This is a genomic window from Flavobacterium hungaricum, assembly GCF_015182285.1.
Lineage (GTDB): Bacteria > Bacteroidota > Bacteroidia > Flavobacteriales > Flavobacteriaceae > Flavobacterium > Flavobacterium hungaricum.
Genome location: NZ_PRDM01000003.1, coordinates 103,661 through 130,025, shown reverse-complemented (window position 1 = coordinate 130,025; position 26,365 = coordinate 103,661). Strand labels below are relative to the sequence as shown.

The following is a 26,365-nucleotide window of genomic DNA, read 5'->3' as shown; positions in this document are numbered from 1 at the left end:
CTAACCGCTAACAGCGTTAGATTTAATAATTATTCAAACTTTCCGTCGACATAAAACCAAGCGTTATTTTCGGTTTTAAAAGTTGAAAATTCGTAGTGAACCTGCGGTTGATTAGCTGCATCTAAAAAGTAAGCTTTAAATTCGACCGTATGCTCTGTAAAACCCAAAATCTCCAATTTCTGCCATTTATTTGACACTGCCCATTTCAAAATTTCAGGTTTCGAATAGTATTTTCTCTCAGAAACATGAGTAGTTTCCATAAGGTAATCGGCATTATGAGTCGCATAAGCCGAATATCTAGAACGCATTAACGCTAATGCGGAAGGCGCTTTTTGATTACCGCTTAAATACAAATTACAGCAGTCTTCAAAAAGCACTCCTGTATCACAAAAACATTTTTTATTCTCCATCAACTGGTTCTTCTCCATTAATCTTCACATGAAGCTGATTCAGCAAAACCTGATAACGAGTTATTTCTCTCACTTCTTCATCTTCTTCAGCAAAATCAATCATTTCGTCTAATTTTTCGCTTACCTCTAACAATTTATTGTTTGCTTCTCTATCGTTTTTCGCAGCGATCAAATCGATTATTTCTTGTACGTCTGCTTTTAAAGTTTCAAATTTAGTATTCATATATTTTTTTTGTTTCAGGTTTTAGGTGTCAGGTTTCAAGTTTCAAGTTTCAAGTTTCAAGTTTCAAGTTTCAAGTTTCAGGTTTCAGGTTTCAGGTTTTGTTATAACATGAAACTTCAAACCTGAAACTTGAAACTATCTTATTACTCTTTACTTTCGTTGTATTTCTTTACAATTTCTTTCAGTTTTTCTTTTCTTGCAATTTCAGCTTGTTTGGCTTTTGCCTGGGCTTTGTGCAGCTTATCGTTATGCTTTTTGATATTCTTTTCGTTATTGCGTCCCATTATAATTCTCTTTTAATTTGCTCTAAACTTTTTTCGGTATAGATTAATTCGTTGATTAATTCCTTTCTCAAATCCCCTATATCATCATAATCAAAATGTTTTGCCCAATTGGTCAGCTGCTGCAGGTTTCGAATTTGTTTCAATCTTTTAGTGGTTTCAAAACTGGTTCTTAAAACAGCTTTTCCGTCATAATTCACATTCTTTTTATGCTGATAGTTAGCGAGATTTTTTTCGAAATCGGCTTCTATATAGTATAATTTTTCTTCTGGATTATCAGGATAAAATTCTTCCCATTTTGCAAAACCAATCTTGGTTTTTGAATCTGTTTCTGGTTCACGGGCAGTAAGACGCCATTTGCTATTTGCGAGTCTTCCCCAATGATTCGAAACGCGGTACATTCCTTCTTCGGTATAATAATAAGCGCTTCCGGCTTTACTTTCAAACTGTTTCTTCAAACCTTCAATTTCGTTTGAAAGCACTTCATTAAAAACACAAAATGTATTTTTAAAAGAATTAGGATGTGGCTTAAAGTTTTTCTGCATGTGCAAATATACTCAGATTCGACCGAACTCCCTAAAACAAACATTAAATGCTTACCTTTGCTTTTTAATTTTAAAACAAAAAGTCATGTCTAAAGATATAGAGCAAAAAATGCCGCAAAAAGGAGTTTTCACTGGTATTATAGAAAAGGATGAAAATAATAATTATTTCTGCGGTGAATATCTTTTGGATTACAAAACGGTACAGTCAAAATTTAATGTCGGAGATTGGATCACTATAAAATCCATTATAGAAAACCCAAGCGATATAAGTTTTAAACAGTATCCAAAAAAATCTAGAAACTTCGATAAAGCCAATCATAAGCCGGAATAAAGGTTATTTGTTTCAGGATTATTTTGTTTCAGGTTTTAAGTTTCAGGTTTCAAGTTTTTTTTGTTTCAGGTTTCAGGTTTCAAGTTGGAATTACTGTGAAAAACGCTGAAAATTACGCTATGGTTCGCAAAGTTTAAGACAGAGCTTTGCGAACCTTACTGTTTAATAAAGTTTTATTAAGGAGAAACTTTGCAAGCATTTCGGTTATTAAGCACAACACCAAACCTAAAACGTGAAACGTGAAACAAAAAAACCTGAAACAAAAAAAACTTGAAACCTGAAACAACAAAACCTACACAAACTTGAAACATTTTTTTTGGGCTCAAAACTAAAAAGTTAAAAAAAAGTGTACCTTTGCAAAAAATTTGTCGATTTGAACTAATTAATATCGATTTCAAACTAATAGACAAGTAGTTACCTTTTATTTATGAAAAAAATAGTTGAATACCGCAAGTTACTAAATGTAGAGAAAACTGCAGAATTAAAAGATTTAAAGACAATTTATCGTAATGCGATGAAAGAATCTCATCCTGATAAATTTGTAGGAGATGACGCTGGTTTAAAAGAAGCTGAGGAAAAAAGTAAAACAATTATCGAAGCTTACCACTTTTTAGTAAGCATTCATCCTGATACTATCAAACTTAATTTACCAGAGTACACAGAAACAATTTCAACTTGTACTATTACAGATTACAAATTTGTTGAAGGCCGTTTAATTATCGACTTTTCTAACGGAAGTGTTTACGAATACATTAGTGTTCCAAAAGCAACTTACGTGAAAATGGTCAATGCAGACTCTCCTGGACGTTTTGCTAAAAGACATATTCTTAACTCTTTTACTTGGAGAAAGAAAACAAATCAAGAATAGTTTTACCGCTATATTCTACCAAAGCACTCTTATAACAGGGTGCTTTTTTTATGCCTGATAAATACAAAATAAAAAAAAAGGCTTTGAAATAAATTTACAATTAAGAGTTTTAAATCAAATAAAACCAACAAAACCACTGATTACAGGATAATTAGCTTCAAAAAAACTATAACAAAATTTTAGGTTGCAAAATTCTGTATGTTTTATATTTTTAGATACTTTTGTTGCACAAATCAATTAACTAATTTTAATTTTTTATAATGAAAAAAATACTTTTTGTACTTACTGCTTCTGCAGCGATCATTTCTTGCAGCAAAGTTAAAGACGGAGAATACCTTATTACAGGAACTGCAACTGGGGTTGAAAATGGAAAAACAATTATCTTACAAGGACAAGATCCTGCTACAAGAATGACTGTTTCTCTTGATACAGTAAAAGTTGAAAACGGAAAATTTGAAATAAAAGGAAAAGTAACTGAACCAGCTTTCCATACTTTAATTCTTCAAGGTGCTAATGCTCCTTTCCCATTTATTCTAGAAACAGGAGAAATTAATGTTGCAATTGATAAAGACAGTATCCATAAATCTAAAGCTACTGGAACTTACAATAACGAAGAATATGCAAAATTCAACGAAGATTTGACTAAGACTCAAAAAAGCTTAATTGATTTTCAGAAAAAGAATAACCAAAAAATGCAGCAAGCTCAACAAGCTCAAGATACAGCAACTATCAATAGCTTGATGAAACAATACATGACTATTCAGACAGAAGTTCAAGAGAATAGTAAAAAGAAATACTTAGCTTACGCTGAAGGACATCCAAAATCTTATATTACTGTTTTAATTGTTCAAAGCATGTTGAACGATCCAAGCACAGATGTTAAAAAAGCAGAAGCTCTTTACAATTCTTTGGATGAGTCTGTAAAAAACACTACTCCTGGAAAAGAAATTAAAACAAGATTAGGTCAAGCAAAAATGCCTGCAGTTGGTGCATCAGCAGCTCCTGTTGGCAGCGCGAAATGAAGAGCAGATTTTTCAGCTCCAAATCCAGAAGGAAAAGTAGTATCGCTTAAAGAAAGTTTAGGAAAAGTTACTATTGTTGATTTTTGGGCATCTTGGTGCGGGCCATGCAGAAAAGAAAATCCTAATGTTGTAGCAATTTACAAAGAGCTACATTCAAAAGGTTTAAACATAATCGGAGTTTCTTTGGATAAAGAAGCAGCTGCTTGGAAAGAAGCGATTGCGAAAGATGGTTTAACCTGGACACATGTTTCTAATTTGAAATATTGGGACGAGCCTATTGCAAAACAATATCAAGTTGAATCTATTCCGGCAACCTTTATTCTTGACGCGAGCGGAAACGTAGTGGCACAAGACTTAAGAGGCCCAGAATTGAAAGCTAAAATCTTAGAACTGCTTGCGAAATAATGCTGCAGTTAGAAATAAGTAAAAAATCTCCTTCGGGAGATTTTTTTTTGTTTTCAACGTATCCAAAGAAGCAAAAACAGTACTTCATAAAAGAAAACTAAAAACGCTGCTTTGAAAAAAAATATCGCGATCAGCTCATTAACTGTTCTCGTGTCTAAAAATTCCAGAAAAAGTCAATTCCGCAAAATAATACTAAAAGATATTTTGTCACTATTTTGGCCGCAAAGCAACAAAACCAGCCACTGCCAACTTTTATTGAAGACTAAATTTAAAATAAAACCATATTTTAACCATAAAACTAATCCTACTTTTTGAAATAAATTAAAAAATAACGCTTTTTAAAACATTTTTATTTTATTCAATTTCAATGAATTAAAAAATAACTTTAAAATAACTTAAAATTAAGTTCTTTTTTTGCTTGTAAATCTAGAAAACGTTGCTATCTTTGCCACCGCTAAGAACAACAAAGCACAACAAGCTGAGATCGGGGAGATACTCAAGCGGCCAACGAGGGCAGACTGTAAATCTGCTGTGTGAACTTCGCAGGTTCGAATCCTGCTCTCCCCACGGAAAGGCCGAAAAGCCGGAAAACTTAAAGTTTTCAATCTTTTTAAAAAGCCTTAAAAAATGTCTTAAAGCCAGTAAATCCGATGATTTACTGGCTTTTTTGCTTTATGGGCTGTTTTCAATATTTATAAATGCTCACAAAATTAAAGGTGCAGAATCGGTGCACTTTCTGGCGTGGAGTTGATACCATTTTTGCGACTAAAAGCTTAGGCAGTATCTACCAGATTTAGTAAAAAATGAAGTATATATTGCCTACAATTTCTGAATGGCCGCTAACTTTATGAGTGCTAATTTTCACAGGCATGAAAAATACTAGGAGAACCTTTACTTTAGGCTTCAAGATTCTGGCCGCCACGATGAGCATCCACTGCGGAAGAGTCTGTGATGTGGCAAAAGAACTCAATATCAGCACAAGTACCCTGCAGCACTGGAAGAAGCTCTATCAGGAAGGCAGATTTTCCACAAAGAAGACCTCAGCTGAAATACACCATAAAAATGAGCAGCAGAAACTGCGGAAACAGATAAAAGAATTAGAAATTGAAAGGGACATCCTAAAAAAGGCTCAAAATATCTTCTCCAAGAGCGGCGGGTGAAATATGAATTTATCAGAGAAAACTCGAAAATATTTCCCGTTGAGAAGATGTGCCGGATATTTCAAATCCACAAAAGCAGTTTCTTCCGATGGCGCAAAAGAACACCCATCGCAAGGGCAGAACGAAAAACCCTCATCATAAGCGAAATTATAAGAATTTATCATTGGAGCCAATGCCGATACGGAAGCCCGAGAATTGCTAAAGAATTGGATTCCATCGGGATAAAAGTTTCCAGAAAATTTGTCGGATAGATTATGAAGGAAAACCATCTGAGAAGCATTGCAAAATCTAAATATAAAAAGACTACAAGCCCACCCCGTAATAACAGATTAGCAGAAAACAGATTAGAACAGATTTTAAAGCAGGCAGAAGAAATGAAATTTGGGTTTCTGATATAACCTACATCGAAACAGATGAAGGCTGGATCTATCTCACTGTGGTGATAGATCTTTTTGACCGTAAAGTGATCGGCTGGTCAATCAGCGAAACAATGAGAGCAAAAGATACCAGCATCACCTCTTTAACGAAAGCTCTTTTAAATCGTCCATTGCAGAACAATCAGGAACTACTCTTTCACTCAGACCAAGGAAAGCAATATGCCTGCTGTGAGTTTATTGCTTTATTAGCCACAAATAAAATAACCCAAAGCATGAGCCGTAAAGGAAACTGCTACGATAACGCAGTAGCAGAAAGCTTTTTCAATACCTTAAAGGTAGAATTGGTATACCAGAATAAATATAAGACCAAAGAGAAAGCGGAAAAATCTATTACTGATTATATAGAAAACTTTTACAATACCTGCAGAAGACATTCTGCACTCGGAAACTTAACGATCGAAGAGTTTCAGAATCAGCAGGCAATTAAATAATAGCTTTTCTTATGATGCTAGAGTTAAACTGGGAGCACAATCGATGCATTTAGATTAACAAGAACTTATAATACTGTATTAAAACAATTTGAAGGCTCAAGTTCGAAATATTACTCCAATTAAGTTTATAATACAACTCTAAGTAGAAAAATCTTTTTACAAGACACATAAAAAGCAAATATTTACACATCAATTAAAAAAAACTTTAAAATCAAATGATTCTAAAGTTTTTCTTATTTTATATCAGTTAAAAAAATATTGTTAATCTTTATTCAAGGCCCTTTGTGCTTCTTTTTGAAAATCAATATATTCTATTTTCTCTACAGAAATGCCAACTCCTAAAATTGTACCTCCTTTAAAAGTTCCCGGTGTTTTGTATTCGTTGCTTACAGCATCACCACTATCATATCCTATGCATAAACCGTCTCCTGAAAGAGTAAATTTACCAGCTTGTGTCCTCATTGGTCCTTCTGCAACAATTTTTTCATTGACGTACATTTTCATCTTTCCAATTTGTTCACCATGATCTCCGGTTTTTTCTCTAATAAATTCCATTCCCAGCGTATATTTTCCAGGTTTTAGAATTTCCAATGAGGTGAATTTTTGCTCTGGAGCAATTCCTAAAAAATTATAGATATAATTTAATTTTCCATCTTTAATAAATAAAGTATGACCGCCAAAACGCGAACCGTGTGCAAATATAACCCCTGATACAGAAGCTTCTTTGATCTCTACATCAGCAATTATTTTGTATGATCTTCCACGAATATTTACAGCTACACCTTCTGGTACCGGGGCTGTCCCCGGGTAATAAATATATCTTTCTCTCGTTTTTTCCTCAGATGGCCTTACTGTTGCTAAGACTTCTACAGCTGTCCTGTCATCTAAAGGAAGTACCAGATTTTTATCGGCTTCATCGATCCATGTAGCAATTAATTCTTTTAATTTATCTGGATTTTTTTTAGCTAAATTATCAGACTCTGAACGGTCTATATTCACATTGTATAATTCCCATTCATCCTTATCAAAATTTCCTTTTCCCGACAAGGGTGCATGAAGTGCCACAGCTTTCCAGCCATCTTTCCAGATTGCTCTTGAGCCTAACATCGAATAATATTGAATGTGTTTTTGAGTGAGATCATTTGGTTTACCATCAAAACTATAACGCATTGATACTCCAGAAATAGGATATTGTCCAATACCATTATGTACTTTTGGCATTTCAAGTCCACAAATGTCTAAAATTGTAGGAACAATATCTGTTGAATGGTGGTATTGATTACGTACTTCGCCTTTGGCTTTTATTCCTTTTGTCCATGAAATTACTAAAGGATCGCAAGTTCCACCAGCATATTCGCTGTATCTTTTAAACATTTTGTAGGGTGTTGAAAATGCCGCAGCCCATCCTGTAGGATAGTGCTCATATGTATCAGGACTTCCAAGCTTATCGATGTATTTCATATTTTCGGATAACTCGTCGGGATACCCGTTAAAAAATTTATTTTCATTGACAGAACCTGATGGTGAACCTTCTCCTGAAGCACCGTTATCAGCAGCATAAATTACAACCGTATTCTCTAACTGACCGCTTTTTTCTAAGTAGTCTATTACACGCCCTACCTGAGCATCTGTATATTCAGAAAATGCAGCATATACTTCAGCTAATCTCGAGAACAGCTTTTTCTCATCTGGATTCAAAGTATTCCACGGTTTTACATAATCACCTGGATTAGAAACATCTGGAGGCAATGGATTTAAATCGGTTAGTTTAGTATCAGCAGGAACGATTCCTTTTGAAATCATCCGAGGTAAAACCCATTTACGGTAAGCATCATAACCTTCATCAAATTTACCTTTATATTTATCAATATATTCCTGAGGTGCCTGATGAGGCGCATGGTTTGCACCCGGGCAATACCATAAAAACCATGGTTTTGAAGGATTTGTAGCTTTTTGATCACGAATATATTCAATTGATTTATCCGCTAAATCTTTAGATAAGTGGTACCCTTGTTCAGGACCATAAGAAGCTTCTGTAAAATGATTATCTTCTACTAAATCAGGATACCACTGATTTGTTTCTCCACCAAGAAAGCCATAGTATCGATCAAAACCTAATTGTGTAGGCCATTGTTTCCGACTTGCGCCAGAGGCAACGTCCTGTTCTGGTACATTATGATTTTTTCCAATCCAAAAAGTACTCCAGCCATTTTCTTGTAAAACTTGAGCTATAGTGGCACATTGTTCAGGAATACGGCCGTGCGCACCCGGAAATCCATCCGCACCTTCAGTAATAGAGGCATTCCCTGTTAGATGATGATTTCTACCCGTTAAAAGTGTTGATCGTGTTGGAGAACATAAAGCGGTAGTATGCCATTGTGTATAAATTAAACCATTATCAGCTAATTTTTGCAATGTTGGCATGTTAATTCCTCCTCCAAAGGGAGACCAAGCTGCCTGTCCTGTATCATCAAATAATATAAAAAGAATATTTGGTGCAGCTGCTGGCGCCGCTTTAGGTGTGTAAGGTCCCCAATCTGCTTTTGAATCACGAATATCTAAATTAATTACGCCGTGAAAATTTTCTTTTCTGACTTCTCTAGGATCAGCTTGGGCTGATAATTTATTTGATATGTTGGCGAAAAATAAACATAAGATAAAAAGCGATACACTTTTTTTTAGAATAGCATTTTTTTGATCATCCATAATTCCATATTTATTAATGATTATTGTTTTTTGAACCATATTCTTAGGTCATCTTAACTAAAGAAAGAAAGAAAGAAAGAAAACTACTAAATCAAAGCATTCAATGATTTATCAGATTTATCAAACAAAATTGGAACAAGAACCCCTAAAAAAAAATGATCCTTATCACGATGAAAAGTGATAGGGATCATTTTTTCTTTATATTCTAATTTTTGGGATTCCCTTCTTATTTCCTACAAAATTTAAAGCAGTTTTTTAGCATTTTTCACAAGTATAAATTTTGTGGCAGAATCGTGGCGCATGAAGCATATTAAAAATAGAAAGTCAACAAAATCAAGCCCTATCAAGTTTAGGTTCGAAACTTTTAGAAACTTCATTAATTATCATTTTATTTAGGATACTGAATTTCTTTCCACATTTGAGCAACAGATTCATTGAAATCTCAATAACTTTTTTTTATTTCTCATTTAAATTGTTTTCGCAATATGCTTCCAATTCAGTTGACGCTAGAATTTGGTTTATTTCTTAGTTGATATATGAGAGGATTTAAAATAGCAAAGTGTGAAAAAATGCCACTTAACTATGTCTCCAATTTTCGTTAGCATATCCAAAACAATGAATAATAAACAAATTTAAGTAATATAACAGTATTAAAAATGATCCTGATCAATTTGAAAAGTGATAAAAAACATTTTTATATGCAGTGGAAATTCTTACTTTTAAACATAGTTAAAGGAACCCATTTAGGTATTAGCAAAACAAAAAACACCAAGGTATCTTTCCGATTTTCAATCCATTAATTAGATAAACAAAGACATAATATCAAAATTTCCAGTTATAATTATTAAACATAACCCAATTTAGAAAGCACATGAAAAACTTGATTTTATTGCTTGCTTTTTCCATTTTTATGGTTTCTTGCAGAGAAGAAGTAAAAAAAATTGATAATACTGGCAAACCCTCATCTATCAGTACAGTATATTACAACGGAGATATTCTAACCATGGAAGGCGAAAACGCTACTTACATCGAAGCAGTAGTGGTAAAAGACGGAAAAATTACTTTCACAGGAAGTAAAGACGAGGCGATGAAACAAGCCGGCGAAGGCCATACCATGGTCGATTTAGAAGGGAAAACGATGATGCCGGGTCTGATAGACCCGCACTTGCATCCCAATCTTGGTGCTATGATTTTGAACACCAAATTTGCTGCACCTTTTGACTGGGTTTTTCCTTGGGGAAATGTAAAAGCCGTGAGAGGACATGAAGCATTCATAGCCAAAGTAAAAGAATATGAAGCTGAGTTAAAAGCCCCTAAAGAACCTCTTGTCGTTTGGGGTTTTATGGAGCCTTTTCACGGAGACATTTCACGTAAAGAATTGGATGGAATTTCTACAACACGACCGATTATGATTTGGCAATATTCTGCACATGTAATGTGGTTGAACACCGCAGGTTTGAAGTATTTGAATATTACCAAGAAAGATACCAAAGGAAACAGCCAAATTGATTATGCTGCCGGAAAATTTGTAGAAGCTGGATTTTTCAATGTCGTTGTTCCTAAATGGGCACCGACCATTAGAAATGATGAAGTTATGAAGACCAATATGTTAAAACTTCGTGACCTTGTACATATGGGCGGACTAACTACCATTGGCGATATGGGTACAGGTTCATCGGGAGAACTTTGGGGCGATTTTAAATACATGAAGAATAATCTGGAAAACGATAAGACACCTTTCCGTATGCAATTTACCCCCGATGTAAATACATTGAACTTGGTAAATGGCGGTGATTTTGAAAAAACGTTTGCCGATGTAAAGGAGTTTGGCAAAAAGACTTCGCCACATATTATAATAGATCATGCCGTAAAACTTTATGCTGATGGTGCATTTTTTGGTCAGAATTTTCAAGTTTTACCCCCAGGATATTTGGACGGGCATAGCGGTGAATGGATTATGACCCCTGAAAATTTAAACAAAGCCATGAAATTTTGGTGGAAGAAAGGTTATCCTATCCATATTCATTGCAATGGCAGCATGGGATTAGAAACCATCTTGGATGAACTAGAAAAATTACAAAAAGAATTGCCACAATTAAAACAAAGACTCACCATAGAGCATTTTGGAGAATCTAAACCTGAGCAGTCTGCTCGTATTGCAAAATTAGGAGCGGTGGTGTCTGCTAATCCCTACTATCTCTATTCTATGGGTGATAAATATGCAGCCAATACTGTTCTTGGTAAAGAAAGAGGTTCAGAAATGGTTCGTTTGGGCTCATTGGTTAAAAATAAAGTGAAGTTTGCCCTGCATTCCGATTTCACGATGGCTCCTATTCAGCCATTGCTCCTGGCTTGGATAGCGACTAATCGTGTAACGGCCGATGGTACTTTGATGGCACCGCAAGAAAGAGTATCGGCTTATGATGCATTGAAAGGCATCACGATTAATGCGGCTACTTTAATGCAACTGGATAAAATTACGGGATCCATAAAAGTGGGTAAAAAAGCGGATTTCGTCATACTTGCTGAAAACCCTTTAAAGATAGACCCTATAAAAATGAAAGACATTAAAGTGTTAGAAACTGTCTTTGAAGGCAAATCATTTCCCTTAGGAGAGTAGTTAACAGATTATTTAAATAATAATTTTTAATCATTTGCATACAGATTTTTAATCAATTAAACAGTTAAATAGTATGAAAATCTTAACATCTATCCTTTTATCATCGTGCATAGTATTATTCACTAGTGCTTACAGCCAGAATACTAATAAAAGTAAAACAATTGAAAAATTGAGTCTCACAATTAACACCTTTAGCAAACCACCCAAAAAGAACACCCAAAAGCTGTTTGATCCAATTACCCTGCCCAATGGAAAACAAAAAGTAACAATCGATAATTTTGTCCGTGCCGAAACTGATAACTATTTTAAAATCAGAACAAATGACGGATGCTTTGGTAAATTATGCCACAACAGTGGTCCGGCGGATGTTAATCATCAATCCATAATTCGCACCAATCGCGATACGAGATATTCTTATGGGATTTTTGATCTCAGCTCACCGCTCACCATCACCATACCCGACACCAAAGGACGTTTTATATCGATGATGGTGATCAGCGAAGATTCCTATATCCGGGTATTTTATGAACCGGGCAATTATACCTTGACCAGAGAAAATGTTGGTACCCGATTTATTCATATAACCATTAGAACTTTGGCAGACCCCAATAGTCCCGAAGACAATAAAATAGTCACAGCAATACAAGAATCCATTGTTGTCAAACAAGCAAGTACGGGCAAGTTGGAAATTCCCGATTGGGATGAGGAGAGTCTTACAAAAACGCGTAATTTACTTTTGGCATTGGCCAAAGATTTACCTAACAGTAAAGCCGCTTTTGGCACAGAATGGGAAGTAACCCAAGTACGACAACTGTTAGGAACAGCGGGAGGTTACGGTGGAAATCCAGAAAAAGATGCTGTTTATCTTAATTTAAATCCACCTAAAGATGATGGTGTAACTGCTTATACCCTGACTCTGAAAGATGTTCCTGTTGATGCTTTTTGGTCTGTTTCTTTATACAATGAAAAAGGATACTATGAAGTAAATAAATACAATAGCTATAATTTCAATTCGATAACATCCAAGAAGAATCCGGATGGCAGCGTAACCATAAATTTTGGAGGAGATCCAAACCAGCCCAACTTTTTATACATTACAAAGGGATGGAATTATATGATTCGCCTCTACAGGCCTCACAAAGAAATTTTGAATGGAACTTGGAAATGCCCGGAATTAGTAGAAGTGAAACAATAAAAATCAAATGATTTACTATTTTAATTAACTAATAAGCTTATGAAAAATTCAATCTTATCAATATTGGCATTTGCAATGTTGATGGTCTCCTGCAAAAAAGACGAAAAATTGGCAGCAGATCAAAGTTCAGGCAATAAAGCTACCGTTTATTACAATGGAGACATCATCACCATGGAAGGAAAAACGCCCACCTATGCCGAGGCGATTGTAGTTAAAGACGGCAAAGTTCTTTTTGTAGGAAATCAAGCCGAAGCCATGAAACAAGCAGGATCCGGACACATTATGGTAGATCTGAAAGGAAAAACGATGCTCCCGGCATTTTTAGATGCCCATAGCCATTTTCTTAATGTTGGTTTTACCGCATCGGTCGCTAATTTACTGCCGCCTCCGGATGGTCCCGGTGCCGATTTTGCTTCAATTATCAATGCAGTGAACCAATATAAAAATTCAGAAGACGGTAAAACGATGCTTAAAAAATTTGGCTGGATTTTAGGAAATGGCTACGATGATTCCCAGCTCAAAGAAGCGGACCACCCAAAAGCTGCTGATTTGGATAAAATAAGTACCACTGAACCAGTAGTTATCGTACATCAATCAGGACATTTAGGAGTGCTTAACTCCTATGCGATGAAAACATTAGGCATCAATAAGGACACCAAAGATCCCGTAGGTGGAAAATATCGTAGAAATGCTGATGGTACACCAAACGGTGTATTGGAAGAAGGTGCTTTTTTTGCCGTTCTATTTCCAATTTTAGGAAAAGGAGATGCAGAAGCCAATAGTATATTTATTGATAAAGCCTTGGTTGAATATGCTAAAAATGGTTATTTGACGGTACAAGAAGGCAGAGCTACTCTGCAGCAAATGTCACAGTTACAAGATGGAGCAAACAGCAAAAAGTTCTATTTAGATATTGTTTCCTATCCTGATGTTGCGCTGGGTGTAGAAAAAATTATGAAAAGCCCTTATTACAGCCCCACGCATCACTATAAAAATAAATACAGAATTGGCGGTGTAAAATTAACGCTGGATGGTTCGCCGCAAGGTAAAACTGCATGGCTCTCCCACCCTTACCATATTCCGCCTGCAGGTGAAAAGGCAGATTATAAAGGACAAGGCGTAATGACCGATCAACAGGCGGATGATTATGTAGCACTTGCCTTCAAAAATAAATGGCAGCTATTGTGCCATACCAATGGCGATGCTGCAATTGACCAGTATCTAAAAGCAATTGATCTCGCGGAAAAAAAATACAATTATCCCGATCACAGAACAGTACTTATTCATGGACAAACATTGCGTAAAGATCAAATTCCTGAATTGGTCCGCCTAAAAGTGATCCCGTCATTATTCCCAATGCACACTTTTTATTGGGGCGATTGGCATGCCCAATCCGTTTTGGGACATCCAAGAGCCGATTATATCTCGCCGATGAGAGATGCAATAGATGCAGGACTTATCACCACTTCCCATCATGATGCACCGGTTACTTTCCCTAATTCGATGCGAGTACTGGATGCAACGGTTAACAGGGTCACCAGAAGCGGAAAAATATTGGGGCCAAACCAACGAATTACTCCTTACGAAGGATTGAAAACACTGACAGAATGGGCTGCAATACAATATTTCGAAGAAAACTCAAAGGGTACATTAACGAAAGGAAAGCTGGCCGATTTGGTGATTTTGGATAAAAATCCATTGAAAATTAATTCTATGGATATTAACACCATTCAAATATTAGAATCCATTAAAGAAGGAAAAACGATATTTAAAAAGTAAAAAAAGTAAAATGAAAAATTTATATCACAGTGCCTCAAAGCCTTTGCTGACATTATATATTTTGTTGACAATAACATTTGGATACTCCCAAAAAAACAATACAAAGGGGATCAGAAAGCTAATACAAGCAAATGGTATTCAAATCGAAACCTTTGTTTTTGGTGATGGTCCGGCCGCTTTAATTATGGCTGCCGGTAATGGCAGGCCGGCAATCCAGCTCGATGAACTCGCTCAGGCAATTGCATCAAAAGGAATCAAAGTTGTTACCTACAATTACCGGACCTTAGGGGCCAGCACTGGAAAAATTGAGGAACTAACACTCCATGATTATGCAGATGATCTTTGGAAAGTGGCAGACGGCCTCGGTCTGAAAGAAGTTTACCTGGCTGGAAAAACGTATGGAAATCGCGTGGTGAGAACCGCTTCACAAGATCACCCCGAACGTGTTTTGGGTATTGTTTTAATTGGTGCCGGCGGTGAAGCACAGCCATCTGCAGAGACTATGGCGCTGTATCAACGCTACATGGATCCCTCAATCAGCAAAGAAGAATGGCTTAAATTACAAGGACAGCTTATGTATGCTCCAGGTAACGAGCATTTGGCATTGCTGGATCAGGCACAAGGCGAGTTTCCAACCTTAGCTGGACAACAAGCTAAGTCTAGTGATGCCACACCAAAAGAACAGTGGTCTACGGGCGGTACAGCGCCAATGTTAGTCATAACTTGTTTATTAGATCGGGTTGCAGTCCCTGAAAGCGCTTTAAATATAGCCAAAGAGAGACCTAAAACATGGTTAGTAGGATTGCCTTTATGCGGTCATAATATGCTGAACGAAAAAGGGAATGATATCAAACGCCTAATAGTAGAATTTATACTTAACACTCCTTCTGATGAAGTAAAATCACCAAAACAAGATTAATCATAAAATATTCAAGATGTAAAAACAGAATTAAATTACTGTCTTTACTGTTTAAAGTAATAACTCCCTTTCTTTATTTTACTAATCCGGCAATGATTAAAATAGCCGAAAACAATGATGCTAAAAGCATATTAAGATGTGGCTACGTCAATGGTCGAAAAATTAAAATAGTATATAACTACGAAAATAATCCCTTCAAAAAGACATAAAGACTCTTAAATTACTGAAAATTCAGATAATTCAATATTAGTTTTACTTCAGGAATCTAAAAAACAAATTCATAAATTATAAATGAATCCCAAAATAACTACTCTGAATTTTGTGGGCAATACGCACTATTTCAACTGTTTTAATGCATCTTCCAGTTTATATTTCTCCCGCATATAGTCTTCTTCCAATGAGTCAATGGTAAACTGCAGAGATGGGTCATACTGTTTAATACCACCTGCAAATTCTTTAGTAAATTTTACTTTTTTCTTCAATAGGTCAAGCTGCTGCTGAGCCTCTTCAATGCATGTATTCAGGTACTCGCGCTCATCCGGCGGATGAGTTTCTATTAGTATTCGCTGTTGTTGAATAATCAGCTGTGCCGATTTAATTATACTGTCAGATTCTCTGTTTAATAAGAGCCACTTTCTAAGCAGATTATCATTTATGCCAGAGGTTTCATATTTATCTATATCGATACCATTTTCACTTGAGTCTGTCCAGTCCTTCTGCTGGCAGCAATAAAGAAGTACTGCCAAAGCAGCTGTTATGTAGAATCTTGTTTTCATATTGATTGCTTATTTAATTTTTGCTCCGATTATTATTGTAAAAGCTCATTGCCGGCCAGTCTCATTCCTTAATTTAAAAAAAGAAATCTTTCTATAATTATTTTCTATTTCGCAGCCACTGACCTACTGGTTCAAGAACTTTAGTGCAATCATCACACAGAGATGTTATCAAGCTAAAATATCTAAAATGTATTTCTGTTTCCTGCCCAGCATTAATACAAACTGCTCTTGCCTTATCCAATACCTTCAAAAACAAACTCTATTTAGGATACCCCAGCAGTTTAGAAAGTTCCTTAGCACTCCAATATTCATTAACATTTTTGTCTTTTTTTCGAAGTTTTACAAAAACTGATATACTTTTCTGTTGTGTCTTTTGTTGTTTTTATATTGCAAATTTTTCAATTATAAAAAATAGAACGTAACTAGTTATAATAGGATCCAATTCTAACTTTATTTTTATACATAATCCCCTATTCTACAAATGTCATGTATTATTTAGCGATGTAAAATGATATGCATCACATATCTGCATATCATAAATAGTTAAAAAAAATTAATAGATGATTGCCGTCATTTCCAATAATTACACATCAACTTATTTTTATTAAATAAATAAAAGCCATTAATACGAGTGTCTAAAAACAATTAAAAATGGAAAAATATATTTTAAAATTTAATCAGATAGGGATAAATGATATTAGTAAAGTAGGTGGCAAAAATGCTTCTTTGGGTGAAATGTATAACAATCTTATTCCGCAGGGAATTAGAATTCCAAATGGTTTTGCAATCACCACAACTGCTTATAAAGATTTTATAAAGTATAATAATCTAAATGCCCGATTAGATGAGCTGATGAAACTTCTGGATAAGAAAGATTTTATGAACTTAAATGAAATCGGTTCAAAAGCCCGAAAGTTATTGCTGGATGCAAAATTCCCGCTGGATCTTCAAACTGCCATTTCATCTGCTTATACAGACTTATCCAAAGATAATGAAATGACCGTCGCCGTACGAAGCAGTGCTACGGCAGAAGATCTGGCCAATGCTAGTTTTGCTGGACAACATGATTCATTTTTAAATATAAAAGGAACTATGCCGCTTATATATGCCGTTAAATGCTGTTTTGCATCCCTTTATACAGACAGAGCAATCAAATACAGACTTGATAAAGGTTTTGATCATGATAAAGTATTTCTTTCTGTAGGAATACAGCAGATGGTTCGCTCAGATCTGGCTTGTTCTGGTATAGGCTTTACTGTTTCATCTGAGCCAAGATTATCAAGAGTTCTCTACATTGCAGGTACTTGGGGCTTGGGCAGAACTATAGTAAAAACCATGGTAGATCCTGATGAGTTTCTCATTTGTAAATCTTCGATTGAAAATAACTGCAAAACAATAATCGAAAAAAGTCTCGGCGCAAAGAATAAAATGCTGGTATACCATGATAATCCTGCTGGTATTAATTCAACCGCTTTAAAAATTACTCCAGGAAAATGCTGCCTCAAATTTGTTCTAGAGGATCATGAAATTGAAAAACTTTTCAGCTGGGCGATTATCATGGAAAATTACTACCAAAAACCCATCAGCTTTGAATGGGCTAAAGATGGTATTGACCAAACACTTTACATTGTTCAAACCAGTACTGAAAAGGTTCATTGAAAGACCAAACCGCTATCGATGACTTCTAAGAGCTGCTTACAAATGGATTCTGATTATGCCAGCTAGTAAAAATTAGAAAATCCATATATTGGTTAATAATAATTTTCAATCACAGACAAATATTTTCTTTAGTAAAATTAAGCAGTAATAGATTGGTTATCAAAAACATTTTGCGACATTTGTTAGACCAAAAACCGATTGCAACATGAAAAATCAAGCACTTTTAAAGGCAATTATTGATAATGCAATCGACGGTATCATTACAATTAACGAAAAGGGAATTGTAGAATCTATAAATCCTTCTGCCTGCCGGCTTTTTTTATATGATCCCGAAGAAGTAATCGGCAAAAACATTTCACTTTTGATGCCTTCTCCCGACCGGGAAAAACACGATTCCTACATAGAAAGTTATAAATCTTCCGGAATTCCTCACATTATTGGCCATGACAGAGATGTGCTCGGCCGAAAAAAAGACGGCAATATTTTCCCCTTCCGACTTGGAGTGAGCGAAGTGAAATTTGAAGGAGAAAGAATTTTTGCGGGTTTCATTCACGACATGAGCCACCAAAAAGAAGCCGAAAACAGGCTCATGCAGTACACGCAGCATTTGGAGGAACTGGTAAAAGACCGCACCCATTCGCTAAATGAAACAATTGCCGCATTAACCCAGACTAAGGAAGAGGTCAGCAGTACACTGGAAAAAGAAAAAGAACTCGGTAAAATTAAAAGCCGCCTATTATCAATGGCTTCCCATGAATTCAGGACACCACTAAGTACCATTCATCTTTCTACTTCTTTGATTCAGCGCTATTCAGAAGATTTAAATAACCCCAAAATTGAAACACACATAAGGAAAATTAAAAGCGCCGTTTCAAACCTAACCACTATTCTGGATGATTTTCTACTTCTTGAAAAAGCGGAATCTAATAAAATTACACTCCAGATATCCTGTTTTGATCTTCAGGATTTTATAAAGGAAATCATAGGTGAATTAAAGCTTCTTACCAAAAAAAGGCAAAAAATAATAAGCATTCCCAACACAGCAGTCACTTTAGTAAAATTAGATAAAAACCTGCTCAAAAACTGTATTATCAATTTGGTTTCTAATGCGATTAAATATTCTGGTGAAGAAACTGAAATTGAACTTTCGACAGCAATGACTCCCAATGAGATCATTATAAATGTAAAGGATAACGGCATTGGCATACCCAAAGAAGATCATGAACACTTATTTGAAGCTTTCTTTAGGGCTCATAATACAGGAAATATACCTGGAACAGGTCTTGGACTGCACATTGTTTCACGATATGTATCCCTGATGAATGGTACCATTTCTTTTGAAAGTGCAATTAACAAAGGAACTTTATTTACTATTGAACTGCCGCGTTTATGACTAAAATACTTATTATCGAAGACAATGACAATATTAGAGAAAATGTTGTTGAAATACTGGAACTATCCGGATATGAGGTTTATGCAGCCGACAATGGAAAAGCCGGAGTAGAAACAGCCCTAAAAATAAAACCTGATATTGTACTATGTGACATCATGATGCCCGAACTGGATGGCTATGGAGTATTACATATTCTTCAGAAGAATCCCGAAACACAGACAACACCTGTAATATTTTTAACCGCAAAAGCAGAGAGAGCCGATATTCGTAAAGGTATGGAACTCGGAGTAGACGATTACCTCACTAAACCTTTTGACGATTTAGAACTTTTACGGGCTATAGAAGCGAGGTTGAAAAAACAAGAATTACAGCAGCTGTTTTACGGACAAACGGCTGAAAACCTCAACACTCTTATTTCTAAAGAAGATGGACTGGTAAAACTCAAGGAAATAATGCTGGAACGAAGTACAAGGCATTATAAAAAAAACCAGTATATTCATTATGAGGGAGATCATGTAACAGGCATTTATTACATTATAAGCGGTAAAGTAAAGACTGTAAAATTAACCGAAGACGGGCGCGAACTCATAACAGGGGTATATAAAGAAAATGATTACCTGGACATCAGTATTTTATTTTCTAATGACACTTATAATGATACCACAATAGCTTTAGAGGAAACCGTTTTGAGCTTTCTTCCAACCGAACAGCTCGATAAACTCCTTTTTATTTATCCGGATGTAGGCGCAAAATTCATTAAAATTCTAGCCAATGATATGAGAGAGAAAGAGGTTCGCCTCTTGCAGATCGCTTATATGTCAGTGCGTAAGAGAATAGCCCAGGGTATTGTCCATTTAGTAGTACAGCACGGGATGGATGGCTCCAGCATCAAGTTCAGCAGGGATGACCTTGCGGCATTTTCAGGAACTTCTCCTGAAACGGTAAGTCGTACTTTAAGCGACTTTAGAGAAGAAGGACTGATCGAGAAAACAGCCAGTACCATTCATGTACTTAACTTAGATAAACTCAGCAAAATAAAAAACTAATCTTTCATTATGATCAAAATCATTTTTTTAAGTGATTTTGATCATCCCTTCTCGAGATAATCTGCTATAATTTTGGTTGAACAATCCTATACTTTTTACGTAATGGGATCAACTAAAAATTTATGAAAGTAATTAAGCACTCAGGGCATGTTGTTCCTTTCGACATAGAAAAATTAAGGCTTTCTCTTCAAAAATCGGGTGCTGCCCCAGAACTCATTAAAGAATCGCTGGCTCAAATACAGAGCCAAATGTACGAGGGAATAACGACCAAACAGATATACAAAATGGCTTTTGTTATTTTAAAAAAAGCTTCGAATGGCCATGCTGCGCGGTATAACCTCCGTTCTGCCTTACAGATGCTCGGTCCGGCTGGTTTTTTCTTTGAAAAATTTATTGCACGATTATATGCTGCCGAAGGTTTTAAAACCAGGACCAACTTAACGCTGCAGGGAAAATGTGTCTCGCATGAAGTAGATGTAATGATAAAAAAAGAGAATCTAATTTCGATGATTGAATGTAAATTTCACAGCAGCAGAGAAGGTTCTTCTGATGTAAAAGTTCCGATGTACATTCTTTCTCGTTTTAATGACCTTAAAGTGAAAACGCATACTATTTTTTCTAACAGCGAAACTATTAATTCCTGTATTATAGTGACCAATAACCGCTTTACTAAAGATGCTGAAAACTTCGCAAACTGCAGCGGCATAAACCTTTTAAGCTGGGACTATCCAAAAGATAATAACATCAAAAGTAAAATTGATAAAGCGGCGCTCTACCCTATTACCTGCCTCACAACCTTATCAATGGTAGAAAAGGAAAAATTATTAATTCTGGATCAGCTGCTTGTAAAAGATCTTATTAACGATTCTCATAGTATTCATAAAATTGGGCTTAGCGAAAACCGGGTTCGAAATGTATTGAAAGAAGCTTCACAAATTTGTAAACTTATCTAAAATGAAAATTAAATTTATAGGAGGTTCTGGAACTGTAACAGGCTCCAAAACACTGATAGAAAGCAATGGTGTTAGAATATTAGTTGACTGCGGTCTCTTTCAGGGGCTTAAAGCACTTAGGGAACTCAATTGGGAACCGCTGCCAATTTTACCCTCAACTATAGATTATGTGCTGCTAACACATGGTCATCTGGATCATTGCGGCTGGCTTCCGAGGCTGGTCGCTCAGGGATTTGCTGGGAAAATTTACTGCACCAGCCCAACTAAAGCAGTAGCACAGCTCGTTCTTTTAGACAGTGCAAAGATTCAGGAAGAAGAAGCTGATAAAGCCAACAAAGAGTATTATTCTAAACATGAAAAAGCAGAACCTCTTTACACAGTAGTTCAGGCAAAAAATGTTCTTCCCTTTTTTAAAGTAATACAGCCCAATCTATCAATTGTTGTAGCGAATAATATTACTGCCGTTTTTTCAATTGCCGGACATATTATTGGTGCCTGCAGTATTACACTGACTCTGGAGGGGAAAACCTTAATTTTTTCGGGCGATATTGGGCGGGATGATGACGTATTAATGTTTCCGCCAACAAAACCTTCAAAGGCCGATTACATTTTTTTAGAAAGCACTTACGGCAATCGCCTGCATCCAGATCTCGATGTAAAAAAAGAGCTGGAAACCTATATCAATAGTACTATTGACCAAAACGGAACCGTAATTATTCCAGGATTTGCTGTCGAGAGAGCACAATCCATAATGTATCTTTTATGGGAACTTAAAACAGAAGGAAGAATACCTAAGATCCCTTACATCCTTGACACTCCTATGGGGGCCAGCGTACTTGATATTTTTCTGGAAAATATGCAGTGGCATAAACTCTCTGCCAATGATTGCCATGAAATGTTCAAAATGTTCAGAATCGTTTCTGAATTCGATCAAACCATGCGCATTATTGAAGATCCTCAGCCAAAAGTAATTATTGCCGCAAGCGGTATGGTTACCGGTGGCCGCGTACTGTCTTATTTTGAAAAATATATAGGTATTAAAAAAACTACTGTTATAATTGTGGGTTATCAGGCAGAAGGCACTCGCGGAAGAAAACTTCTTGATGGAGCTGATGAAATTAAAATTTATGGAAAATATTATCCTGTAAAAGCTAAAATTACACAAATTGAAGGAATGTCTGCGCATGGCGATCAGGAAGATTTGGTAAACTGGCTTTCTGCTCTTAAAAACAATCCAAAATGTATTTATTTAGTTCACGGAGAAAACCTTCCGGCAGAAGAACTAAGAATTAAAATCCAGGATAGATATGGTTTTAAATGCACTGTTCCGTTTATGGGAAGTGAAATAGAAATTTAGAAATCATTTATTTCTCCTAAGATATTTTATTCCCTCAAACCATAAAACAGATACTGAACCCACTAAAATGCATAACAGCAGCCGATAAAAAGTAATCAATTCAAAACTAAACAAAGAACGCAGAAAAGGCACGGCAAATAATACGATCGCTAAAAGCACTGTAATACTTATTATCACAGCAACCAGTTTGTTTTTATACAGCAGGGTAACCCAGATTGAATAATAAAAAGATCTATTTACCAGTGTCAGCACAATGTTTGCTGTAATTAACGTCAGAAAAACCATGCTTCGGGTTGTCTGTTCGTTTCCCTGATTATGAATGGACCATTGATAGATAAACAGCAGACCTAAAGTTATAGCGATACCCTGAAAAATGCTTACAGCAAGTTCTTTTGCATTAAAAAATGTTGCTGTTAGAGACCTTGGGCCTCTCTGCATGGTATCTGCTTCTGCGGGTTCATTTTCATAAATTATGGAGCAGGTTGGCCCCATGATAAGTTCCAGCAGAATTACATGAAGCGGAGTGAATATATTGGGATAAATCCATCCCAGCGCAAGCGGCAGAAATACAATCAGGATTATAGGGATATGAATGGAAATAATATACTGAATTGCCTTTTTTAGATTTGTATAGATTTTTCTTCCCATAGCAACAGCATCAACCATTTTAGAAAGGTCGTCTTCTGCCAGAATTAGCGAAGCGGCATCTTTTGCTATTGAAGTTCCCTTTTTCCCCATTGCAATCCCTATATGTGCCGCCTTGAGCGAAGGACCGTCATTTACGCCGTCTCCTGTCATGGCAACAATCTGCCCGTTTGCTTTCAGAGCGTTTACGATTCGCAGTTTGGCATCGGGAAACATCCTGCTAAAGATGTTAATATGCATTACCTTATTTTGAAGTTCAGCATCACTCAATCTCATAAGTTCATCCCCCGTAATAGACTTATCCCCTCCCTTAAAACCGATTTGCTGAGCAATCGCATTAGTGGTTTTTACATTGTCTCCTGTAATAATTTTTACTGCTATGCCAGCTTTATAAAATGATTGCAGGACCTCATTAATATTCTCTTTCGGAGGATCGTAAAAAGCAATTAAACCTTTAAAATCAAATGGAATTTCCTGCTGTGTTTCCGGATAATTATTCCCCTGCAGATTTCCCGCCGCAACGCCAAGCACTCTATAACCTTTCTCGGTCAGTTTATTCATCGCAGCCGTTACCCTTTCTTTTTCTTCATTTGTAAGATGGCAAACTTCTAATATGGCTTCTGGCGCTCCTTTTGCCGCAATAATTCGATTGCCAGATTCATCCTCAAAAATATGCGTCATCATAGGCGGTTTGCCTGATAAAGGATATTCATGAATCATTTTAAAACTGACTCTCCTATCCTTGTCGGTAAATTTTTTATAACTGTTGTGAAGTGCTGTTTCCATAGGATCAAAAGCAATGGGTTCGCTTGCCCACATGGCAGTAGCAACCAGTTCTTTTGTTTCCTCTAACTGCGTAAAAGTATCAGCATTAACTTCTGAACCTGAAGGCAGATAAAGCTTTGCAAGTTCCATTTTATTCTGCGTAATGGTACCGGTCTTATCCGTACATATCACTGTGGCACTGCCTAATGTTTCGACTGTTTTCATTTGTTTGACAACAATACCCATTTTCATAAGCCTGCGGGCTCCTAATGCCATGAATGTTGTAAAAGCAACCGGAATTTCTTCTGGTAAAATACTCATAGCCAGAGTTAGTGCCATCAAAAGACTTTCTAAAACACTGCCTATTCTGGAATAATTAATACTCCATACCAAAATAAAAACTACTGCCCCGGCAAAAACCATTTTTTTTACAAAATTTCCAATTTGAAGTTCCAATGGTGTTTTTTCTTCGGCAATAGCTTCCAGACTGCTCCCTATTTTACCCAGCCTTGTCTGGTCTCCTATTTCTGTTATTTTTACTATTGCAAGACCACCGGCCACATTGGTTCCTGAAAAAACCTTATTATCTTCCTTTTCCGAATCTTTAAAAACAGCCATAGATTCACCTGTCAGTATCGATTCATTTACAGAAAAATCATTAGACCGCACAATAATTCCGTCAGCAGGCACCAAACCGCCTTCTTCGACAATTACAAAATCTCCCACCACAATATCCTGTGTTTTGATATTTTGCTGCTGCCCTTCTCTAATCACTTTACATAAAGGCTGTGTAAATTCTTGAAGCTTTGCCAGAGCATTCCGGCTTCTTTTTTCCTGATACAATGAAATGGCAACAATTAATAAAATTGAAGCTGAAAGAAATACAGCATCACTGTATTGTTTATTTATGAAATAAATTCCTGAAGCAGCGAGTAATAAAAGAACCATTGGTTCTCCAAATATACTTTTTAAAAAAGCCAGGAACCTGTTATCTTTTTTGTAACTATAAGTATTGGTTCCAAATTTTTCTCTTAAATTTATTACTTCATTAAAACTTAGTCCTTTTAACTCCTTTTCGTTTGTATTCATACTATCGTGAGATAAAATTAGGCTGGAATTCAGTATTATATATATTAAAGATCCTAATAAATTATCATTTAAAAATATATTAGGATATTATAACTGAAGGAAATATGTGCAGTCTAACTTTTAGAGCCTTTAAAACTAAACTATGATCCCTGCAGATCGACAATATTTTCAAAACTCTATTAATCTTATTCTTTTCTGCGATCACTACTATTGGTTTAATTACAATATCTGTAATCTCTGAAAATTCATCAGATATAAGTATAGAAGCCCGGGCTGTACTTGTATAATTTTTAAATGTAAGACCTTTGTTTTTTGCTGCTCTAAAAAATCCTGTCATATACGAACTAGCTACAGAAGCAATAAATAAATGCTCTGCCGACCACGCAGCTTCATCTGATTTTTTTAAACAAGAATACGAAGCCACTTCTATAGCATCATTAAATATAACAGCACTTAAGATTGCTTTTTGATTTTCGTGCCAATGCAAATCTACCTGAAATTCCTGTGAAGCTTCCATTTTACTTTTTTTCCTCTTATATATATATTTCTTTAGAGGCATGTGTTCTACTAAATTAAACTATTAGCATACTATAAAAAATGATTCTAGTCACATTCTCCACTACCAGACATTAAATAATTTAAACAACAAATAGTTTCGTGAATGACTAAGATCATTTTACTTTTTAATGTTTTTATGCACTTTTACTAAACAAAATCAAACTATTCGAAAAAGTATTTTTAACAGTTTTGAAATTGCAAAACAGTTTTTACAATACTAGCTGTCGTTACTAACTAAAAAATAAAAAACCATGAAAAATCAAAAACTTTTTATTGCGCATTATCAAACACAGCAACAGACTGAGGAGGCCATAAAAACACTCAAAAAAAATGGTTATGATATTACAAAGCTCTCTATTATAGGAATGGATTGTTACACAGAACAAAATGTTTTAGGTTATCATAATATTTATGACCGAATGGAAAAATGGAGTGTCACAGGATTATTTGCCATTGGTCTGTCGGGTCTCATATTTGGCACTTTATTATTTTTTAACCTGATTGTTAGACTGCCTTATCTCAGAGTTCCAATTATAGCGGCCTGCTTAATTATACTTATACTCTCAATAATACCACTAATAATTGCAGCGTTTTCAAAAAACACAACCATAAAATATCATACTCAGATAAAAGCCAGAAAGTTTATGCTCTGTGCAAATGAAACTGTTGCTGAAATAGATAAAATGCGTGTATTGCTGCAAATACATATTCCAAAAGAAAATTCTCCAGGTGAAAAAGAAAATCAAATTCTTTTAGATAATGAAACACTGGAGTTTTATTAGCGGAAAATAA

At 35.6% G+C, this 26,365-nt stretch carries 23 protein-coding genes, 1 tRNA gene and 1 pseudogene; 17 read left to right on the top strand and 8 right to left on the bottom strand.

Annotation, left to right across the window (positions count from 1 at the left end; genetic code table 11):
• Positions 1 to 29 precede the first annotated feature (29 nt).
• From C4F50_RS13950 to C4F50_RS13935, 4 genes are all read right to left on the bottom strand, one after another.
• The gene (locus tag C4F50_RS13950; protein ID WP_228012028.1) at positions 30 to 428 is read right to left on the bottom strand and encodes a YchJ family protein; all 399 of its coding nucleotides are present in this window, start codon (positions 426 to 428) and stop codon (positions 30 to 32) included.
• Positions 400 to 633, bottom strand: a complete 234-nt coding sequence (locus C4F50_RS13945) for a hypothetical protein (RefSeq protein ID WP_194139266.1) — start codon at positions 631 to 633, stop codon at positions 400 to 402. The genes C4F50_RS13950 and C4F50_RS13945 overlap by 29 nt, the downstream gene beginning before the upstream one ends.
• Before the next feature lie 143 nt (positions 634 to 776).
• Positions 777 to 917: a hypothetical protein gene (locus C4F50_RS13940; RefSeq protein WP_167511672.1), complete on the bottom strand. Its 141-nt coding sequence runs from the start codon at positions 915 to 917 to the stop codon at positions 777 to 779.
• Positions 917 to 1,459 (bottom strand): hypothetical protein, encoded by a 543-nt coding sequence (locus tag C4F50_RS13935; protein ID WP_194139265.1) that lies wholly within the window; start codon positions 1,457 to 1,459, stop codon positions 917 to 919. The genes C4F50_RS13940 and C4F50_RS13935 overlap by 1 nt, the downstream gene beginning before the upstream one ends.
• 85 nt (positions 1,460 to 1,544) lie before the next feature.
• On the opposite strand from C4F50_RS13935, the gene C4F50_RS13930 reads away from it, so the two are divergent.
• The 7 genes and pseudogenes from C4F50_RS13930 to C4F50_RS13900 all read left to right on the top strand — a co-directional run bounded on the left by C4F50_RS13930 (position 1,545) and on the right by C4F50_RS13900 (position 6,113).
• Positions 1,545 to 1,790 carry a hypothetical protein gene (locus C4F50_RS13930; RefSeq protein ID WP_194139264.1) on the top strand — a complete coding sequence of 82 codons (246 nt, stop codon included), beginning with the start codon at positions 1,545 to 1,547 and terminating at the stop codon, positions 1,788 to 1,790.
• 427 nt (positions 1,791 to 2,217) lie between these two features.
• Complete coding sequence (locus tag C4F50_RS13925) at positions 2,218 to 2,658, top strand: KTSC domain-containing protein (protein WP_053474414.1); 441 nt, start codon at positions 2,218 to 2,220, stop codon at positions 2,656 to 2,658.
• Between the two features lie 260 nt (positions 2,659 to 2,918).
• On the top strand, positions 2,919 to 3,680 hold the full coding sequence (locus tag C4F50_RS13920) for a DUF4369 domain-containing protein (RefSeq protein WP_194139263.1): 762 nt from the start codon (positions 2,919 to 2,921) through the stop codon (positions 3,678 to 3,680).
• An 18-nt stretch (positions 3,681 to 3,698) separates the two neighbouring features.
• Positions 3,699 to 4,085 (top strand): annotated as a pseudogene (locus C4F50_RS13915) (TlpA family protein disulfide reductase); the annotation flags it as partial.
• A 486-nt stretch (positions 4,086 to 4,571) separates the two neighbouring features.
• Positions 4,572 to 4,652 (top strand) — tRNA-Tyr (locus tag C4F50_RS13910).
• A 302-nt stretch (positions 4,653 to 4,954) separates the two neighbouring features.
• Positions 4,955 to 5,245, top strand: coding sequence for a transposase (locus C4F50_RS13905; RefSeq protein ID WP_194139262.1), 291 nt, complete (start codon positions 4,955 to 4,957; stop codon positions 5,243 to 5,245).
• A gap of 328 nt (positions 5,246 to 5,573) precedes the next feature.
• A complete protein-coding gene (locus C4F50_RS13900; RefSeq protein WP_194139702.1) occupies positions 5,574 to 6,113 on the top strand; it encodes an IS3 family transposase in 540 nt (179 codons plus the stop codon).
• Positions 6,114 to 6,374: 261 nt separating this feature from the next.
• Here C4F50_RS13900 and C4F50_RS13895 read toward each other — a convergent pair whose 3' ends face one another.
• Entirely contained in the window at positions 6,375 to 8,819 is a 2,445-nt protein-coding gene (locus C4F50_RS13895; RefSeq protein ID WP_228012027.1) for an arylsulfatase, read from the bottom strand.
• A gap of 910 nt (positions 8,820 to 9,729) precedes the next feature.
• Between C4F50_RS13895 and C4F50_RS13890 the strand changes: the two genes are divergently transcribed.
• From C4F50_RS13890 to C4F50_RS13875, 4 genes are all read left to right on the top strand, one after another.
• A complete protein-coding gene (locus tag C4F50_RS13890; protein ID WP_194139260.1) occupies positions 9,730 to 11,439 on the top strand; it encodes an amidohydrolase in 1,710 nt (569 codons plus the stop codon).
• Positions 11,440 to 11,512: 73 nt separating this feature from the next.
• The gene (locus C4F50_RS13885; protein WP_194139259.1) at positions 11,513 to 12,634 is read left to right on the top strand and encodes a DUF1214 domain-containing protein; all 1,122 of its coding nucleotides are present in this window, start codon (positions 11,513 to 11,515) and stop codon (positions 12,632 to 12,634) included.
• A gap of 39 nt (positions 12,635 to 12,673) precedes the next feature.
• Positions 12,674 to 14,413 carry an amidohydrolase gene (locus C4F50_RS13880; RefSeq protein ID WP_194139258.1) on the top strand — a complete coding sequence of 580 codons (1,740 nt, stop codon included), beginning with the start codon at positions 12,674 to 12,676 and terminating at the stop codon, positions 14,411 to 14,413.
• 10 nt (positions 14,414 to 14,423) lie between these two features.
• A complete protein-coding gene (locus C4F50_RS13875) occupies positions 14,424 to 15,332 on the top strand; it encodes an alpha/beta fold hydrolase (protein WP_194139257.1) in 909 nt (302 codons plus the stop codon).
• A 335-nt stretch (positions 15,333 to 15,667) separates the two neighbouring features.
• Here the strand turns inward: C4F50_RS13875 and C4F50_RS13870 are convergent, their stop codons facing one another.
• Positions 15,668 to 16,108, bottom strand: coding sequence for a hypothetical protein (locus C4F50_RS13870; protein WP_194139256.1), 441 nt, complete (start codon positions 16,106 to 16,108; stop codon positions 15,668 to 15,670).
• A 651-nt stretch (positions 16,109 to 16,759) separates the two neighbouring features.
• Here C4F50_RS13870 and C4F50_RS13865 point away from each other — a divergent pair.
• The 5 genes from C4F50_RS13865 to C4F50_RS13845 all read left to right on the top strand — a co-directional run bounded on the left by C4F50_RS13865 (position 16,760) and on the right by C4F50_RS13845 (position 22,516).
• Positions 16,760 to 17,767: a PEP/pyruvate-binding domain-containing protein gene (locus C4F50_RS13865; RefSeq protein ID WP_194139255.1), complete on the top strand. Its 1,008-nt coding sequence runs from the start codon at positions 16,760 to 16,762 to the stop codon at positions 17,765 to 17,767.
• Between the two features lie 205 nt (positions 17,768 to 17,972).
• A complete protein-coding gene (locus C4F50_RS13860) occupies positions 17,973 to 19,160 on the top strand; it encodes a PAS domain-containing sensor histidine kinase (protein ID WP_194139254.1) in 1,188 nt (395 codons plus the stop codon).
• Complete coding sequence (locus C4F50_RS13855; RefSeq protein ID WP_194139253.1) at positions 19,157 to 20,206, top strand: response regulator; 1,050 nt, start codon at positions 19,157 to 19,159, stop codon at positions 20,204 to 20,206. The genes C4F50_RS13860 and C4F50_RS13855 overlap by 4 nt, the downstream gene beginning before the upstream one ends.
• 122 nt (positions 20,207 to 20,328) lie before the next feature.
• On the top strand, positions 20,329 to 21,159 hold the full coding sequence (locus tag C4F50_RS13850) for an ATP cone domain-containing protein (RefSeq protein WP_194139252.1): 831 nt from the start codon (positions 20,329 to 20,331) through the stop codon (positions 21,157 to 21,159).
• Position 21,160: 1 nt separating this feature from the next.
• Entirely contained in the window at positions 21,161 to 22,516 is a 1,356-nt protein-coding gene (locus C4F50_RS13845; protein ID WP_194139251.1) for an MBL fold metallo-hydrolase, read from the top strand.
• Positions 22,517 to 22,519: 3 nt separating this feature from the next.
• Here C4F50_RS13845 and C4F50_RS13840 read toward each other — a convergent pair whose 3' ends face one another.
• Both C4F50_RS13840 and C4F50_RS13835 read right to left on the bottom strand, forming a co-directional pair.
• Entirely contained in the window at positions 22,520 to 25,015 is a 2,496-nt protein-coding gene (locus C4F50_RS13840; protein ID WP_194139250.1) for a cation-translocating P-type ATPase, read from the bottom strand.
• A 79-nt stretch (positions 25,016 to 25,094) separates the two neighbouring features.
• Positions 25,095 to 25,532 carry an OsmC family protein gene (locus tag C4F50_RS13835; protein ID WP_194139249.1) on the bottom strand — a complete coding sequence of 146 codons (438 nt, stop codon included), beginning with the start codon at positions 25,530 to 25,532 and terminating at the stop codon, positions 25,095 to 25,097.
• Positions 25,533 to 25,824: 292 nt separating this feature from the next.
• Between C4F50_RS13835 and C4F50_RS13830 the strand changes: the two genes are divergently transcribed.
• The gene (locus C4F50_RS13830; protein WP_194139248.1) at positions 25,825 to 26,355 is read left to right on the top strand and encodes a hypothetical protein; all 531 of its coding nucleotides are present in this window, start codon (positions 25,825 to 25,827) and stop codon (positions 26,353 to 26,355) included.
• Positions 26,356 to 26,365: the final 10 nt, after the last annotated feature.

Excerpts from the sequence above, each read along its gene's own strand:
- C4F50_RS13885 (WP_194139259.1), top strand. The coding sequence starts at position 11,513 with ATGAAAATCTTAACATCTATCCTTTTATCATCGTGCATAGTATTATTC.
- C4F50_RS13880 (WP_194139258.1), top strand. The coding sequence starts at position 12,674 with ATGAAAAATTCAATCTTATCAATATTGGCATTTGCAATGTTGATGGTC.
- C4F50_RS13920 (WP_194139263.1), top strand. The coding sequence starts at position 2,919 with ATGAAAAAAATACTTTTTGTACTTACTGCTTCTGCAGCGATCATTTCT.
- C4F50_RS13865 (WP_194139255.1), top strand. The coding sequence starts at position 16,760 with ATGGAAAAATATATTTTAAAATTTAATCAGATAGGGATAAATGATATT.
- C4F50_RS13855 (WP_194139253.1), top strand. The coding sequence starts at position 19,157 with ATGACTAAAATACTTATTATCGAAGACAATGACAATATTAGAGAAAAT.
- C4F50_RS13935 (WP_194139265.1), bottom strand. The coding sequence starts at position 1,459 with ATGCAGAAAAACTTTAAGCCACATCCTAATTCTTTTAAAAATACATTT.
- C4F50_RS13850 (WP_194139252.1), top strand. The coding sequence starts at position 20,329 with ATGAAAGTAATTAAGCACTCAGGGCATGTTGTTCCTTTCGACATAGAA.
- C4F50_RS13940 (WP_167511672.1), bottom strand. The coding sequence starts at position 917 with ATGGGACGCAATAACGAAAAGAATATCAAAAAGCATAACGATAAGCTG.
- C4F50_RS13875 (WP_194139257.1), top strand. The coding sequence starts at position 14,424 with ATGAAAAATTTATATCACAGTGCCTCAAAGCCTTTGCTGACATTATAT.
- C4F50_RS13830 (WP_194139248.1), top strand. The coding sequence starts at position 25,825 with ATGAAAAATCAAAAACTTTTTATTGCGCATTATCAAACACAGCAACAG.
- C4F50_RS13950 (WP_228012028.1), bottom strand. The coding sequence starts at position 428 with ATGGAGAAGAACCAGTTGATGGAGAATAAAAAATGTTTTTGTGATACA.
- C4F50_RS13895 (WP_228012027.1), bottom strand. The coding sequence starts at position 8,819 with ATGGATGATCAAAAAAATGCTATTCTAAAAAAAAGTGTATCGCTTTTT.
- C4F50_RS13925 (WP_053474414.1), top strand. The coding sequence starts at position 2,218 with ATGAAAAAAATAGTTGAATACCGCAAGTTACTAAATGTAGAGAAAACT.
- C4F50_RS13845 (WP_194139251.1), top strand. The coding sequence starts at position 21,161 with ATGAAAATTAAATTTATAGGAGGTTCTGGAACTGTAACAGGCTCCAAA.
- C4F50_RS13945 (WP_194139266.1), bottom strand. The coding sequence starts at position 633 with ATGAATACTAAATTTGAAACTTTAAAAGCAGACGTACAAGAAATAATC.
- C4F50_RS13930 (WP_194139264.1), top strand. The coding sequence starts at position 1,545 with ATGTCTAAAGATATAGAGCAAAAAATGCCGCAAAAAGGAGTTTTCACT.
- C4F50_RS13905 (WP_194139262.1), top strand. The coding sequence starts at position 4,955 with ATGAAAAATACTAGGAGAACCTTTACTTTAGGCTTCAAGATTCTGGCC.
- C4F50_RS13860 (WP_194139254.1), top strand. The coding sequence starts at position 17,973 with ATGAAAAATCAAGCACTTTTAAAGGCAATTATTGATAATGCAATCGAC.
- C4F50_RS13890 (WP_194139260.1), top strand. The coding sequence starts at position 9,730 with ATGGTTTCTTGCAGAGAAGAAGTAAAAAAAATTGATAATACTGGCAAA.
- C4F50_RS13840 (WP_194139250.1), bottom strand. The coding sequence starts at position 25,015 with ATGAATACAAACGAAAAGGAGTTAAAAGGACTAAGTTTTAATGAAGTA.
- C4F50_RS13835 (WP_194139249.1), bottom strand. The coding sequence starts at position 25,532 with ATGGAAGCTTCACAGGAATTTCAGGTAGATTTGCATTGGCACGAAAAT.
- C4F50_RS13870 (WP_194139256.1), bottom strand. The coding sequence starts at position 16,108 with ATGAAAACAAGATTCTACATAACAGCTGCTTTGGCAGTACTTCTTTAT.